Here is a 13,429-nt window from a genome sequence, read left to right on the forward strand (position 1 = left end):
CTCGCGGACCGCGATGACACGGCACGCACCGACCTGGCCGCGTGCTTCGAGGCATGGGAGGGATACCTCGTCGATGGCCTCACACACATGAGGGACCGAGGCGGCCTCGCACCGAACGCCGATCCCCGCCTACTCGCCATGGCGACCTTCGCCAGCCTGCAGGGCGGACTCCTCTTGGCCAAGACGCACAAGGACGACGAGCCCCTTCGCGTCGCCCTCGACGCGGCCTACGCCCACCTGCGCACCTTCCAGACCACCAAGGCCACGCCACGCACCGGCTCTTCGCACTGACGGCTGACACGATCCCCACCAGCCAGGACGGTGGACGCCGCCGACAACAGGAGACGCGATGACCACGATCGCGGACTTCACCCGACGCGTCCCCCTCGATGGCCGCCTGTCCCTCCTCGGTGCGGCGCCGGTAGCGGTAGCCGTAGGGGGCTCCGGGGAGCACGTTGACCGTGCCCGAGCGGGCCCGGTGGGCCTTGCCACGGCAGGTGCGCTCGGCGATCTGGGCCCGCTCGTACTCGGCGATCATGGTCTGGAACCGGACCAGCAGAACGTCCTCGGGGCTGTCGGTGCGCGGGGCCTTCGCTAAGACCACCTCGGTCTCGCACCGCGCCGGCTCCTCGACCAGCAGAGCCCGGTGGGCGTACTTGCGGGCCAGTCGGTCCAGCGCGTGACACACCACCACATCAACCAGCACCTTCGCGACCAGGTCCCGCAGGATGCAGAAGACCACGGCCCGGGTGATGACCGCCCTGCTGTATACCGAGCAGGAAACGATGACCGCGGCCGATCTGTGCGAACAGTTGTCGATCAGTTCGGGTGCGGTCTCCACCTCGGTCAAGCAGCTCATCCCCGTTGGACTGGTTGAGCGCGTCCCCGCCCCTGGCAGCCGCCGCGACCACTACCGCTTCCGCGAGGGCGCCTGGGCCACTCTGATGTCCCAGCAGAACGCCATGCTCGCCGTGATGCACGACGCGGCCCAAGAAGGCATCGACGCCGTCGGCGAGGACACCCCCACCGCTTCGGCGCCTGCACGAGATGCAGGACTTCTACGCCTACGTGACCCGCGAGATGCCTGCATTGATCGACAACTGGCGTAAGCAGTATCAGGGGTGACACCCGATCAGCCCACTGGAGTGGCTACTCGTCGCCACCGGGCGAGCCGCTCGGGCCGTCTCCCTCGTACACGTCGAGGGCCCGGAGCAGCCCCAGCTGCTAGAGCCACGGGCCTGGGGCCCACGTGGGTGGGACCACGACGCCGAAGAGGATGGCACCGGCGGACGCCTTCGGGACCGTACTGCCCTGGTTCCCGGACGTGCTGACCGTCGCGGTGCTGCTGTTCGCCTTCTCCACGATCCTGACCTGGGGCTACTACGGCCTCAAGGCATGGTCCTACCTCTTCGGCAAGAGCAGGACCAGCGAGAACGTCTTCAAGGTCACCTGGAGCGTGTTCGTCGTCCTGGGCTCCCTGCTCTCCCTCGACTCACTGATCAGCCTGGCCGACTCGGCACTCTTCATGCTGTCGGTGTTCAACATCATCGGCCTCTACCTGCTGGCCCCCGTCGTCAAGCGCGAGCTCGACTCCTTCCTGGACTTCGTCCGGGGCCGGGCCGCGCGGGCCACCGTGGGCGGCGCGGACCCCGAGGACGAGCGCGAGACCGCCAAGGTCGTCTGACCCCCGCACCGGCCGTTTCAGCATATGGGCCCGCCTTATACCACCCCTCGGTATGAGGCGGCCCTTCTGTTTACCCTGACCGACATGCTGACCATCACCAAGACCCTCGTCGACCAGATCGTCACGCACGCGCGCCAGGTGCGCGTGGCTGCGACAACCAGGTGAAGCGTATGGCGGCGTCGGCCTCTCAGCGCTGCTTGCTCGTCGTCCCGGCCGGGCCTGACGCCGCCAGCACCCGGCGCAGGTCTGCTTCGCTCGGTGCGCCGTCCGTGGTGCCGTCGGTGTGGCGGTAGAGGCGGCACGACAGGCTGGGCCCGGCGCCCGGGACGGCGAACGGATCGACACCGTCGAGGAGAAGGGTGGGCGAACCCGTCATGTGCCACCGTGTGGCCGTGGCCTCGTCGGACACCTCGACGAACTCCACCGCCACGGCGTGGCCTTCGCGAGCGGCCGCGATCCGCTCACGCACGACCGGCACGTTCGGGCAGCCCGGAACCGCCAGCACCGTGATCCGTATTCCAGCGTCCCGTACTCCAGCGTCCCGTACTCCAGCGTCCCTCACGTTCATGGCGACACCTCCTGGCTCCTTGTGGGGACCGTAGACCTTCCAGCGCACTGGAAGGTCAAGAGCTAGCCTTAGGCATGCGCATCGGCGACCTCGCCGCCACCAGCGGGCTGTCCACGAAGACCATCCGCTTCTACGAACAGGCCGGGCTGCTGCCGGAGCCACCCCGCACCCCGGGCGGCTACCGCGACTACCCGGAGCGGACCACGCAGCGGCTGGCGTTCATCCGCGACGCCCGGGGCGCCGGGCTCACCCTCGCCGAGATCCGCTCCGTCCTGGCATTGCGCGACGCCGGAGCCTCCCCCTGCACCCACGTCACCGCGCTCATCGACCAGCACCTCACCGACATCGACCGGCGCCTGACCGAACTGCGCCAGACCCGCGCCGCGTTGCGCGCACTCGCCGAACGGGCGGCCGCAACCGACCCGGCCGAGTGCACGGACGCCGACATCTGCCGCATCCTGGCCGGGACGAACAGTGAGCGCCCTTACTGAGCCGCGCCCTCGCCCGGGCACAGCGTTCCGGAGGTGAAGAACCTCCACCACGCATGACGAGGAGCACGGCAATGCTGCGCGCAGTATGGAACGGCACCGTGATCGCGGAAGCCCCGCGCACCGTGATCGTCCAGGGCAACCACTACTTCCCGCCCGAAGCACTGCACCGCGAGTACTTCACCGAGACCCGCAGCCGGTCGCTGTGCTTCTGGAAGGGGCTCGCCCGCTACTACACCGTCATGGTCGACGGGAGGACCAACCGGAACGCGGCCTGGTACTACCCGCACCCGAGCCCACTCGCCCGCCGCATCAAGAACCACGTCGCGTTCTGGCAGGGCGTACGGATCGAGGGCGAGCCGGGGGGCACGTCGTGAGCGGCCGCAGCCTGGTCCGGACGGCGGCCGCGGCGGCCATGGCTCGGGAACTCGGCGCCGACTGGCACCAGCGCCACCTCAACCCCGCCCGCAAGACCCGCGATCTCGTCCGCCAGCTCCAGGCCCTCGGCCACCAGGTCGCCCTCACACCGACATCAGCCTGACCACTCGCCTCACCGACATCCAGTCCGCAAGCGGCCCGGATGCTGCCGCATGCCCGCCCGAAGATCGATTTTCCGATCAGCTTCCGTCCTGGTCGATTGGACTGCTCCGGCCCAGCAGCGCTGTCGGAGGGGCGGACGCGCCGAGCTCGCGTGTCGTGATGAAGTCCGCGCCGCGCGCGAGTCCCCGGTGGGTAGACCGGATTCGCAAGGTCGCTCGCGCTCCCGAACCGGTAACCGTCAGCAGCATTCTCGGTCCGGCGTTCACTCCCCGCCGCCCCAGGCGGACCGTATCCGACGGGACGCGGCGTGGGTGCGGGCCTCGATCAAGGAACGCATCCCTCGGACACTGAACGGTGTGACGGCGAACCGGAGCGGCAGCGGCTGGGCAGCACGGGTTGCATTGGCCGGTTCGGGGCATTTTGCACTGTGCAAACGAGTGTCGCCCCGCCCCTCACCACCGCATGAGGTAGTCGTCGGTACGTCCACGCCCGACCTGCCCGCCGCGGAGGCTCCTCCCGATGGCCAAACGTCCCTCACGCCTCACCACCCGCAAGACCCTGCTCGGCGCCACAGCCGTCGTCGCCCTCGTCGCGCTCAACGCCCCGGCCGTGGCGGGCTTCGCGCAGCACGTCTACCACCGCTGGGAGATCAACCAGCCCGAGTACAAGGCGAAGTACGGACACTGGGCGCTCGCCTCGCTCCCGGAGAAGTACCAGCTCAACTCCATCCACGCGATCCTGCTCCACACCGGCAAGGTGCTGCTGATCGCGGGGTCCGGGAACAACGTCAAGCAGTTCGACGGCGGCGTCTTCAAGAGCACCCTGTGGGACCCGGCCATGGATACCTTCAAGAAGATCGACACGCCGGCGGACCTGTTCTGCGGCGGCCACGCCCAACTCCCCGACGGCAAGGTACTCATCGCCGGCGGCACCGCTCGCTACGAGGTCCTCAAGGGCGACGTGAAGCACGCCGGGGGCGCCATGCTGGTCAAGAACGAGGACCCGGACCGCGCCCGCACCTTCCCCAAGGGCACCGTCTTCCACTCCCCCTCCGGCGTCGAGTACCGCTCCCAATTCCCCGTGCACGTGCCCGCCGCGAAGAAGACACCGACCGGCCGGGGCGGCAACGTCAAGGTCATCGCAAGCGAGGCCCGCGTCTTCGTCGAGGCGGTCGAGGAAGGCCGACTCGGCATCACCAACACCACCGAGCAGTACGCCATCCGGGGCCTGGAGGGCACGGACGCAAACAACGTCTACGGCATCGCCAACAAACTCGGACTCGACAAGAAGGACTTCCAAGGCATCAAGGACGCCTACGAGTTCGACCCGGTCACCGAGAAGTACACCAAGGTCGACTCGATGAGCGAGGCACGCTGGTACCCGACGCTGACCACGCTCTCCGACGGCCATGTCCTGGCCGTCTCCGGCCTGGACGACATCGGACAGGTCGTCCCCGGCAAGAACGAAATCTACAACCCGAGGACCAGGACCTGGTCGAAGGCCCCGACCCGCTACTTCCCCACCTATCCGTCCTTCTTCCTCACCGGCAAGCGGAAGATCTTCTACTCCGGCTCCAACGCCGGCTACGGCCCCGCCGACAAGGGCCGCACACCGGGACTGTGGAACCTGGCGGACAACACCTTCACCGCCATCGGCGGCCTCAAGGACCCCGACATCCTGGAGACCTCGTCCTCCGTGCTCCTGCCGCCTGCGCAGGAGGGGAAGGTGATGGTGCTCGGCGGCGGAGGCGTCGGCGAGTTGCGGGCAGCCACCTCCCGCACCGCGATCGTCGACCTCGACGCCGCGCGTCCCGCCTTCACGAAGGGCCCTCGTCTACCCGAGAACACCCGCTACTTGAACAGCGTGATCATGCCGGACGACACCGTCTTCACCTCCGGCGGCAGCCACGACTACCGCGGCAAGGGCGCCAGCGACATCCTCAAGGCCCAGATCTACGACCCCGCCAAGAACACCTTCACGCCCGCCGCCGACCCCACAGTCGGCCGCAACTACCACACCGAGGCATTGCTGCTGCCCGATGGCCGCGTCGCCGTGTTCGGCTCCGACCCCCTCTTCGCCGACAAGGCCGACTCCCGCCCCGGCCACTTCGAGCAGCGTGTCGAAGTCTTCTCCCCGCCCTACCTCCATCGAGGCGGCCACCGTCCCAGCCTGGCGCCCGGCGGCAGCACTGACGTCGAGCACGGCACCGAAGTCAGCCTCCGGACCGCCGACCCCGCGCGAATCACGCGCGTCAGGCTCATGCGCCCCGGCTCGGCCACCCACGTCACGGACTTCGACCAGCGCTCGGTCGCCCTCGACATCACAGGACGCGGCAGCGGGTCACTCACGGTCCGGGTGCCCGACGACGGGTCTCTGGTTCCGCCCGGCTGGTACATGGCCATCGCCACGGACAAGGTCGGTGTCCCGTCGAAGGCGATCTGGCTGCACATCCGCCCCACGACGTGACCCGCCCGGTACGCGCCCGGCGATATTGCACGATCGGGTCTTCGGTCGTCGCGGACCGTGCGGGGTACGAGTCCGGCCGCATCGCTGCGACCAAGACCACCGCGGCGACGTGGTGCTCACCAACTGTCGTGGTCTCCGTCGCCTGCCCGCGCCCCCGCCGTCTTGCTGTGTGACCGACAGAACAGAGCACAGTGCAAAATTTACCCTGAGCAATGATCGATTCGCCCGCCGCATCCATACCTCCCGGCATACAAGCCACTCGCGTCAGGAGGCCCCATGCCCATCCCCGGCAACAAGGTGGGAAACATCTTCGTGTTCGGTGCGCTGGGTCTGACCCTTGCCGCGCTCGCGTACCCCGCCATCCTCGGAATAGAGAACACGGCCACCAACTCGGAGCGCATCATCGCCAACACCCGCTACGGGCCACTCACCGAGGCGGACCGGGACTTCGTGGTCAAGGTCCGTTCGGCCGGGCTGTGGGAGCACCCTCTCGGCCTGATGTCGATGGAGCGCGGCACGACGAAGGAAATGAAGGAGGCCGGCGAACACCTGGTCGTCGGACACGCCGGCCTCGACGAAATGTGCCGCAAGATCGCCCCCGAACTCAACATCACCCTGCCCAACCAGGCCAGTCCGCAACAGCAGCAGTTCGTGGCCACCGTGGACTCGAAAACCGGCAAGGAGTTCGACTCCACCGCGGTCAACATCATGCGCGTGACCCACGGCCAGATCTTCCCGACGATCGCCAAGATCCGCGCCACGACCAAGAACACGCTGGTCCGCCAGCTGGCCGACCTGGCCAACGACACCGTCCTCGACCACATCACCGTGCTGGAGAAGACCGACCTGGTCAACTACGACCAGGTCAACTTCCAGCAGACCACCCCGCCGAAACTCCCCAAGGACGAGCTCACCCCGCCCGCACCCCAGCCGGGTTCGCCCGTCGTCGTGCTCACCGAACCTCCGGGCCTGGACGTGAACACCGCCTCTCCGACGCCCACCCCGACGGTCGGCTGATCACCGGAGAGCAGCGCCGACGTCACCGGGCGCCCCAGACCCCGAGGCCGACGCGGCGGGAGAGCCGGATGCGGTGCCGGAGAGCCGGTAGGAGCGTACGACCGCGACCACACACCCGGCCATCAGGGCGGCAGCCCAGGCGGCCAGGCCACGAAGCGGTCCCGTCGCCGAGGCCCCTGTCTCCTGGCCGCGCGGAGCCACCCGCCCTTTCGAGTCGGATACGACGGCGAGGGTGTCGCCCGGCCGGGTGGCCCGCCCGCACCCCCGCCAGATGCGCGTCTTGAGCGGTACACCGTCCTGGTCGATCACCGAGCAGAGATAGCGGCCATGGTCGGAGACGGCTGCCGGTCCGCCCTCGACCGATGTCACGACAGCGGACTCCACCCGTCCCCGCTCCGCCAGCACCATGCCGGCAGCCGCCTGGGGGGCCTGGAGCGCGAGGCACACACCGAGCAGGGTGACGATGCCGACCAACGCCCGCCCGGCACGCGCCACGCAGAGATAGAGGGCGAGCGCCGCGGCGCACACCAGGCCGCCCTCGCCGTCCGCCAGCTCGGGAACCCCGTACCAGGCGCCGGCAAGGGTGCTGCCGATGATCGCCGCCGCTGCCAGACATCCGGCGAGAACTCCCTTTCCGGCGAGCCGGTAAGGCGGCAGGCCGACGAACTCAGCCGGCCCCCAGACCGTCGTGCGCAGATGCGCCATCAAGGGCGGCTGGGACGTGGGCAGGGGTCGACGCCGATGGCGCATGCGCTCCTCCACCTCCAGCGTCGTTCCATTCCCGTTCACGGCCTCGAACCCTGGCGTCACCGACGGATGATCCGCACTACCTCCGGCCGCAGATGCTCGCGCGGGCCGCATTGCCAGGATCGGGCAGCGGCCGCACTTTCACCGTTCCCTTGCATTATGCAAAGCACGACGAGGGTACAGAAGTGCCGCCCGGTCCGACGCGAGCCAGGCCCACGCGCTCAGGCGTCGCGCGTCACCGGGCCATCCAGAGCCCAGCCCAGGGGGTATGGCCCCGAATCGTCCATCGCCGGCGCGGGCGACTCTCCCCCAGTACGCAGCCGAGGACCGTCATTCAGTTCGACAACCGCCATCACGCCGTCACCGCCTTACGCCCGGCGGCACCCGCGAACCGCCTGCCGCCTGTACGTGTTCATGGGCCTTCCCGCAGACGGCGGCGAGGCGTCGTTCCGGCCGACGGTCCGAGCCATCCTCCTCGTCCGGTTCAACGCTCCGGCACCCCATCGACACGCACCGGGACCTGTCATCTGGGACCCGGTCCTGCGGCGTTTCCCCTGCGCCCGCGCCGCTCCATGGCCCGACGCCGACGTCCGGATTTCTCGGACCTGCGGCGGTGACACGACTCAGGAGCTTGTCGAGAGTAGTTCACCGCAAGCAGCCCGAAAGACTGGCGATCTTATTTTGCGCTATGCAATGATTGCAAGCCGGGGGAGCCAGCCGGCGGCCGGTTTCCGCTCGGCGCCCAGGAGTGAAGCCGGTTACGCACAGAACGGCATGCCGGCCGCCAGAGGGCCGCTTGCGTGGTGGAGCAGGCCAGCAAACGCCCCACAGCAGCTCTCAGGTCCCTGCCCTGCGTGGCGGTTCCGGCGTCGAATCGGCACTGCGTTCGGTGACTGCACTTGACCGCCCACGTGCTACACCGCGCCCCGTACGGAGGGACGGAGGGACTGGGCAGACCGCACAAGCGACATCCCTCGCGTATACAGCCTGCGTTCTCGCGGGAGACGTCGTCCGGCGCAGGATGGATGCATTGTCCCGACCGTCACCGGTCATGCGTGAACTCGAGGGGAAGACGATCGCCCGATCACACCGTCAGAAGGCGTGCGACAACCAGGTTTGCGGAGTTGCTTCGGGGGCACTCCGAGGTCCACAGCAACCGAGTGGGGCCCTCGCTGGCAGCCCCTCGGCGGAGAGGTCCGGGCATGAACTGCTACGAATGCGTCCAGTCGGGGCGCGCCCAGGAAGCAGTAGCCGTCTGCTGGCTGTGCGGTGCCGCTGTCTGCACCGAACACGTGCGCTCGGAGACGGTTCAAGTGCGCGAGCCCGCCCAGCCCGGCAAGGTGATACATGACCAACCGGCCCGGCGGCTGACCTGTCCGGTATGCCGTGCGGCGGAGGAGTCGCCCTGAGTTTCTGTCCCAGCACCAGTCGCCGCCCCGTCCTGGTCGGGAATACGTAAGGCCCGTCGGCTGCCCGTTATTGCTGGGGTGCACCCGTACAGCAGTCCCCGGCCAACGCTCGCCGCGCTGCCGGAGAAGTACCAGCTCAACTCGACGGCGGCGTGTTCAAGAGCACGCTGTGGGACCCGGCCACGGATACCTTCAAGAAGATCAACACGCCGGCGGACCTGTTCTGCGGCGGCCACGCCCAACTCCCCGACGGCAAGGTACTCATCGCCGGCGGCGCCGCTCGCTACGAGGTCCTCAAGGGTGACGTGAAGCACGCCGGGGGCGCCATGCTGGTCAAGAACGAGGACCCGGACCGCGCCCGCACCTTCCCCAAGGGCACCGTCTTCCACTCCCCCTCCGGCGTCGAGTACCGCCGCGTCCTGGCCGTCTCCGGTCTGGACGACATCGGCCAGGTCGGCCCAGGCAAGAACAAGATCCACGATCCGCGGACGCAGACGTGGTCACCCGCCCCGACCCGCTACTTCCCCACCTACCTCTCCTCCTTCCTGGTCGGCAAGCGGAAGATCTTCTACCCCGGCTCCAACGCCGACTACGGACCCACTGGCAAGGGCCGCACACCGGGCCTGTGGAACCTGGCGGACAATCAGCGGCAGGCCGGCACGTACCACGCAGAGCTGGAGGGCGAGCGCATTGCACACACCAGGCCCCCTCGCCGTCCGCCAGCCCGGGAATACCGGGCACCGGGGACCGTGACCCCGACATTCGCTGCCGCTCCCACGCATCCGGCGAGGAGCGCTTCGGCTGCTGCCACCATGGCGGCAGGCGGACGAACTCGGCGGGCCCCCACACTGTGCTCCGCAGATGCGCCATCAGGTGCGGTCCCGCGTGTGCAGGGGCGACGTCGTCGGCGCATGTGCGTCTCCCCTCTTCGGTATTCTTCAGCCCTTTCGGCGTTCTTCAGCGTCGGCCATCCTGGTGCGTCAGACGCCCGGACCGCGCTGCCCTCGCCGGGACGATTCCTTTGCCTTATGCAAAAGGCAGGGGCGGGGAGTAGCACCCCGTATCCGACGATGACGCCAGGTGGGTCAGGAGTCGCGGGCCACCGGGACGTCCACTGCCCAACCCAGCGGGTGCGGCTCCGCGTCGTCGAACGCCGGAGCCGGGGGCTCTCTCCCGGCTTCGTTGAAGGCGGCGAGGGCCTCCATGAGTGCCAGGCGCTGCACCGGTGTGAGCCGTTCGACGATCGCGGCGATCTCGCTGCGCCGTCGGGCGGTGACGTCCTCGACCGTGCGCCGCCCTTCCTCAGTGAGCTGCAGGAGGGTCTCACGGCGGTTGTCGGGGTTGAGGTGCCGGTCGGCCAGCCCGGCCGTGATCAGCCGGTCCACCATCCGCATCGCGGTGGAGGGCGCCACCTGGAGCAGGTCGGCGAGCGCGACCAGCTTGGTGGCTCCGCGTGTGGACAGCACCACCAGCATTCTGAACTGCGGAAGCGTCACACGTTCCTCGACCTCGGCGAGGGAGCGGGCGGAGACCGCCACCAGCAGTCGCGACGCGGTCAGCACCGCCCGGGTCACCACGTCAACATCGTCCATCGCCCCCGCGGGGGTCTCACGCTCCGGCATACGTCCTTTGTACCGCGTCGAAGTCCCTGCTCACTCACGTGATGGGAACAGATTTTCCTTCCCCGTGACCGTGGTAGCGGAGCAGGAGCATCGCGGCGTCGTCGTGGGGCGGCCCGCCGGCATGCTGGGCCAGGTCCGAACGCAGGGCCTCCAAGGCCCGGTGTGCGTCGGGGTCCTTCAGCAGGTGCGCCCGCTCGTCGAGCGGGTAGAAGTGGCCGTTCTCATTCCGGGCCTCGGTGACGCCGTCGGTGTACAGCAGGAGTTGCTCGCCGGGGGCGAAGTCCACCCGATAGGGCTTGGGGCCCTCGCTCCCGTGCGCGCCCAGCCCCAGCGGAAGGGCGTAGGCGGGCGGCTGGGGGAAGTCGACGGCACCGTCGTGGCGTACGACCATCGGGGCCGGATGGCCGTAGTTGAGGAAGACGGCCTCATGTCGAGTGCCGATCTCGGAGAGGATCGCGGTGACGAACTTCTCCCCCTCCAATTCCCGGGCCACGCTCCGTTCCAGGCGCTCGCCGAGGCCCACCAGGTCCGGCTCGTCATGGGCCGCCTCCCGGAAGGCGCCGAGGACGACGGCGGCCGTCTCCACCGCGGCCAGCCCCTTGCCCTGCACATCGCCCACGATCACCCGGATGCCGTGCGGCGAGGCCACCACCTCGTACAGATCACCGCCGATGCGCGCCTCCGCGACCGCCGAGGTGTACGACACCGCCGCCTGCAACGGCCCCGCGGTCAACGGTACCGGCCGCAACAGCACCCGCTGGGCGACCTCCGCGATCGACCGCACGCTGGCCAGTTCCGCCTCCCGGCGCGAACGCATCACGGCCGCCGCGATGCCGACACCGGTCACGCCGGCCACCGAGGCCAGCGCGGTGAACCCCCGACGCTCCTCGAACAGCCCGTCGTACACACCGAGTGCCCCACACAGCACCAGCGCGACCAGCCCGAACACCGCCGTACGACGCCACCCCCCGACCAACCCGGAGAAGGCGGGCCCGAGTGACACCAGCGGGAGGAACCCGACCCCAGGCCCGGCCACGACGTCCATCACCGCGACCACCGCCATCACCACCACCGGCATCCAGGACAGCACGGTCCAGCTCGATGGCGGCTTCTTGTCGGTCATGACGCACTCCAGCGGTGTCGCAGCGCTCGAGAGCCGCCCCTCGTCCCTGCAGGCGCCCCTCCCCCACCTTTAGACTATGCAAAGGTGGCTCGCGCGAGGCGGCTCTCAACCCCGGTCCTTTACCCAATCGAGGCCGAGAGCCGACATTTCCGACCCGCGGAAGGCGACCATGACGCACCGAGACACCGCACCCCGCCGCCCCCAACTCCCCACCGGATGACGGCGCTTGGCCGCGCGGCTGCCGATCCTGTTCTTCCACGCGGGGCTGGGGTCCCTGTTCGGGAAACGGCTGCTCCTGCTGCACCACGTCGGCCGCGTCAGCGGCCTGGACCGCACGGTGGTCCTGGAAATCGCGTTACTCGTACTCGTGCGGGAGTCCTTCGATGCGCTGGTTGTTGATGGACTCTTCTGTCGCTGTCCGTCAGGCGAGAGTGAAGTAGCGAGGCCAGAAAGTAGCGGCCATGCCGCGCAGGTAGCGCCACAGCGGGGCATGCCAGGCGTTCACCAGCTCGGTGAACGCCTGCCGCTCCCCGAGCTGAAAGCGCGCCACCAGCAACTCGCTGCGCTCGTTCCCGGCCACCGCACCTCCATGTCCCGTGCCGCCCGTCACCAAGCCAGTCGGCATCAGGACCAGAAAGGTTCACCACCCCAGGCAACCCGATCAGCGGGAGCCGTCAGCACGCGGCGGGATGGGGAATCAAAGAGAGCGCCTCTAAGCAATGAGTGAGGTTTTCTCAGAGGCTAAGTTCAACGTCTCTGCGGGATCCGGCGTGGACCACTTCGAGTATCCGCGGCCTTCGCCGGTAGGCAGTCACACCGGGTCCGGCAGGTCCATGAGCGCGAGTTCGGCCGGGTCGACCACGGCGGTGATCTCGGTGATGTGGCCGTCGGCGACAGTGAAGGCCAGGAGGGAAAGCGGGGTTCCGTCCTCGCTCCAGGAGATGACGCCGGGGCGGCCGTTGACGGTCGCCGCATGTCCTCGTGCCCCACTGCCGGCCAATCGCGCGCGGGTGGCGACTTCGGTGGCCCCGAGCGTGACGAACGTGCCGTTCGGGGTGTGGACGGTGAACTTCACTTCGGGGTGGAGAACCTGCAGCAACTGCTCGAACCGGCCCTCGCGTGCTGCGCCCAGGAAGGCTTGGACCACCTCGCGTTGTTGTCGTCCGGCGCTTGCGGGCTGCTGCGCGGCCTGTACCTTCCTGCGGGCGCGGCTGGCGAGCATTTTGGTCGCGTCGGCGGATTTGCCGAGAATGGTGCCGATCTCCGCGAAGGGCACGGCGAACACGTCGTGCAGCACGAACGCCAGACGTTCGTCAGGGCGCAGCAAGTCGAGGACCGTGAGGAGCGCGAGGCCGACGGAGTCCCCGATTGCCACGAGGTCTTCCGGAGCGGGAACGTCGTCGAGCGTCACGGTGAATTCGGGCAGCTGGTCGCCGTAAGAGACTTCCGGGCGCGTCCGGCCCGACCGCAGGACATCGAGGCTGATGCGGCCGACCACGGTGGTCAGCCAGCCGCCGAGGTTGTCGATGGTGTCGGTGTCCTGGCGGGAGAGACGCAGCCACGCCTCTTGGACCACGTCTTCCGCATCGGCATGTGATCCGAGCACGCGGTAGGCGACGGCGCGGAGCCGGTCACGGTGGGACTCGAAGGCATCGGTGATCGGGTCCGCGGGATGGGCGTCGGCCATGTTGTTACCTCCGTGGAAACTGCTCCGTCATAGGGATGACGCGCACAGGCGCCGCAACGTAACCCGATGAAGGAGAGC

General features: G+C 68.7%; 15 protein-coding genes and 3 pseudogenes. 11 read left to right on the forward strand and 7 right to left on the reverse strand.

What is annotated here, in order from left to right; translation table 11 throughout:
• Both GAS53_RS55180 and GAS53_RS57610 read left to right on the forward strand, forming a co-directional pair.
• Nucleotides 1-291, forward strand: a 291-nt coding sequence (locus GAS53_RS55180; RefSeq protein ID WP_192583147.1) for a TetR family transcriptional regulator C-terminal domain-containing protein, incomplete at its 5' end; no start/stop codon positions are given.
• A 58-nt stretch (nt 292-349) separates the two neighbouring features.
• On the forward strand, nt 350-598 hold the full coding sequence (locus GAS53_RS57610; RefSeq protein WP_263974147.1) for a hypothetical protein: 249 nt from the start codon (nt 350-352) through the stop codon (nt 596-598).
• On the opposite strand, the pseudogene GAS53_RS58345 reads toward GAS53_RS57610, so the two are convergent.
• Nucleotides 521-841, reverse strand: a pseudogene (locus tag GAS53_RS58345) (recombinase family protein); the annotation flags it as partial. The gene GAS53_RS57610 and the pseudogene GAS53_RS58345 overlap by 78 nt on opposite strands.
• Here GAS53_RS58345 and GAS53_RS17380 point away from each other — a divergent pair.
• Nucleotides 729-1,109 carry a GbsR/MarR family transcriptional regulator gene (locus GAS53_RS17380; protein ID WP_225858957.1) on the forward strand — a complete coding sequence of 127 codons (381 nt, stop codon included), beginning with the start codon at nt 729-731 and terminating at the stop codon, nt 1,107-1,109. The pseudogene GAS53_RS58345 and the gene GAS53_RS17380 overlap by 113 nt on opposite strands.
• Before the next feature lie 131 nt (nt 1,110-1,240).
• Nucleotides 1,241-1,684: pseudogene (locus tag GAS53_RS17385) on the forward strand (alanine:cation symporter family protein); the annotation flags it as partial.
• Between the two features lie 187 nt (nt 1,685-1,871).
• On the opposite strand, the gene GAS53_RS17390 reads toward GAS53_RS17385, so the two are convergent.
• Nucleotides 1,872-2,252, reverse strand: coding sequence for a thioredoxin domain-containing protein (locus tag GAS53_RS17390; RefSeq protein WP_151478530.1), 381 nt, complete (start codon nt 2,250-2,252; stop codon nt 1,872-1,874).
• Nucleotides 2,253-2,326: 74 nt separating this feature from the next.
• Here GAS53_RS17390 and GAS53_RS17395 point away from each other — a divergent pair, with 74 nt between their 5' ends.
• From GAS53_RS17395 to GAS53_RS17410, 5 genes are all read left to right on the forward strand, one after another.
• Entirely contained in the window at nt 2,327-2,743 is a 417-nt protein-coding gene (locus GAS53_RS17395; RefSeq protein WP_151478531.1) for a heavy metal-responsive transcriptional regulator, read from the forward strand.
• 71 nt (nt 2,744-2,814) lie between these two features.
• Complete coding sequence (locus GAS53_RS17400) at nt 2,815-3,117, forward strand: DUF427 domain-containing protein (protein ID WP_151478532.1); 303 nt, start codon at nt 2,815-2,817, stop codon at nt 3,115-3,117.
• Nucleotides 3,114-3,281 carry a hypothetical protein gene (locus GAS53_RS55190; protein WP_192583148.1) on the forward strand — a complete coding sequence of 56 codons (168 nt, stop codon included), beginning with the start codon at nt 3,114-3,116 and terminating at the stop codon, nt 3,279-3,281. Before GAS53_RS17400 ends, GAS53_RS55190 begins: the two co-directional genes overlap by 4 nt.
• 518 nt (nt 3,282-3,799) lie before the next feature.
• The gene (locus GAS53_RS17405) at nt 3,800-5,746 is read left to right on the forward strand and encodes a radical copper oxidase GlxA (RefSeq protein ID WP_151478533.1); all 1,947 of its coding nucleotides are present in this window, start codon (nt 3,800-3,802) and stop codon (nt 5,744-5,746) included.
• A gap of 276 nt (nt 5,747-6,022) precedes the next feature.
• Nucleotides 6,023-6,763: a DUF4142 domain-containing protein gene (locus tag GAS53_RS17410; protein ID WP_151478534.1), complete on the forward strand. Its 741-nt coding sequence runs from the start codon at nt 6,023-6,025 to the stop codon at nt 6,761-6,763.
• Here the strand turns inward: GAS53_RS17410 and GAS53_RS17415 are convergent, their stop codons facing one another.
• Entirely contained in the window at nt 6,764-7,552 is a 789-nt protein-coding gene (locus tag GAS53_RS17415) for a hypothetical protein (protein WP_225858958.1), read from the reverse strand.
• 1,160 nt (nt 7,553-8,712) lie between these two features.
• Between GAS53_RS17415 and GAS53_RS17425 the strand changes: the two genes are divergently transcribed.
• Nucleotides 8,713-8,919 carry a DUF2180 family protein gene (locus GAS53_RS17425; RefSeq protein ID WP_151478535.1) on the forward strand — a complete coding sequence of 69 codons (207 nt, stop codon included), beginning with the start codon at nt 8,713-8,715 and terminating at the stop codon, nt 8,917-8,919.
• A gap of 119 nt (nt 8,920-9,038) precedes the next feature.
• Nucleotides 9,039-9,563: pseudogene (locus tag GAS53_RS56315) on the forward strand (galactose oxidase); the annotation flags it as partial.
• A 441-nt stretch (nt 9,564-10,004) separates the two neighbouring features.
• Here the strand turns inward: GAS53_RS56315 and GAS53_RS17435 are convergent.
• The 4 genes from GAS53_RS17435 to GAS53_RS17455 all read right to left on the reverse strand — a co-directional run bounded on the left by GAS53_RS17435 (nt 10,005) and on the right by GAS53_RS17455 (nt 13,351).
• Entirely contained in the window at nt 10,005-10,541 is a 537-nt protein-coding gene (locus GAS53_RS17435) for a MarR family winged helix-turn-helix transcriptional regulator (protein WP_151478536.1), read from the reverse strand.
• A gap of 34 nt (nt 10,542-10,575) precedes the next feature.
• Nucleotides 10,576-11,664, reverse strand: a complete 1,089-nt coding sequence (locus GAS53_RS17440) for a PP2C family protein-serine/threonine phosphatase (protein ID WP_151478537.1) — start codon at nt 11,662-11,664, stop codon at nt 10,576-10,578.
• Nucleotides 11,665-12,085: 421 nt separating this feature from the next.
• On the reverse strand, nt 12,086-12,244 hold the full coding sequence (locus GAS53_RS17450; protein WP_192583149.1) for a hypothetical protein: 159 nt from the start codon (nt 12,242-12,244) through the stop codon (nt 12,086-12,088).
• 231 nt (nt 12,245-12,475) lie between these two features.
• On the reverse strand, nt 12,476-13,351 hold the full coding sequence (locus GAS53_RS17455) for a sigma-70 family RNA polymerase sigma factor (protein WP_151478538.1): 876 nt from the start codon (nt 13,349-13,351) through the stop codon (nt 12,476-12,478).
• Nucleotides 13,352-13,429 lie beyond the last annotated feature (78 nt).

Source organism: Streptomyces albicerus, assembly GCF_008905045.1.
GTDB classification, from domain to species: domain Bacteria; phylum Actinomycetota; class Actinomycetes; order Streptomycetales; family Streptomycetaceae; genus Streptomyces; species Streptomyces albicerus.

Coding starts and splice junctions, on each gene's coding strand:
- GAS53_RS57610 (WP_263974147.1), top strand. CDS start 350: ATGACCACGATCGCGGACTTCACCCGACGCGTCCCCCTCGATGGCCGC.
- GAS53_RS17380 (WP_225858957.1), top strand. CDS start 729: ATGCAGAAGACCACGGCCCGGGTGATGACCGCCCTGCTGTATACCGAG.
- GAS53_RS17390 (WP_151478530.1), bottom strand. CDS start 2,252: ATGAACGTGAGGGACGCTGGAGTACGGGACGCTGGAGTACGGGACGCT.
- GAS53_RS17395 (WP_151478531.1), top strand. CDS start 2,327: ATGCGCATCGGCGACCTCGCCGCCACCAGCGGGCTGTCCACGAAGACC.
- GAS53_RS17400 (WP_151478532.1), top strand. CDS start 2,815: ATGCTGCGCGCAGTATGGAACGGCACCGTGATCGCGGAAGCCCCGCGC.
- GAS53_RS17405 (WP_151478533.1), top strand. CDS start 3,800: ATGGCCAAACGTCCCTCACGCCTCACCACCCGCAAGACCCTGCTCGGC.
- GAS53_RS17410 (WP_151478534.1), top strand. CDS start 6,023: ATGCCCATCCCCGGCAACAAGGTGGGAAACATCTTCGTGTTCGGTGCG.
- GAS53_RS17425 (WP_151478535.1), top strand. CDS start 8,713: ATGAACTGCTACGAATGCGTCCAGTCGGGGCGCGCCCAGGAAGCAGTA.
- GAS53_RS17435 (WP_151478536.1), bottom strand. CDS start 10,541: ATGCCGGAGCGTGAGACCCCCGCGGGGGCGATGGACGATGTTGACGTG.
- GAS53_RS17440 (WP_151478537.1), bottom strand. CDS start 11,664: ATGACCGACAAGAAGCCGCCATCGAGCTGGACCGTGCTGTCCTGGATG.
- GAS53_RS17455 (WP_151478538.1), bottom strand. CDS start 13,351: ATGGCCGACGCCCATCCCGCGGACCCGATCACCGATGCCTTCGAGTCC.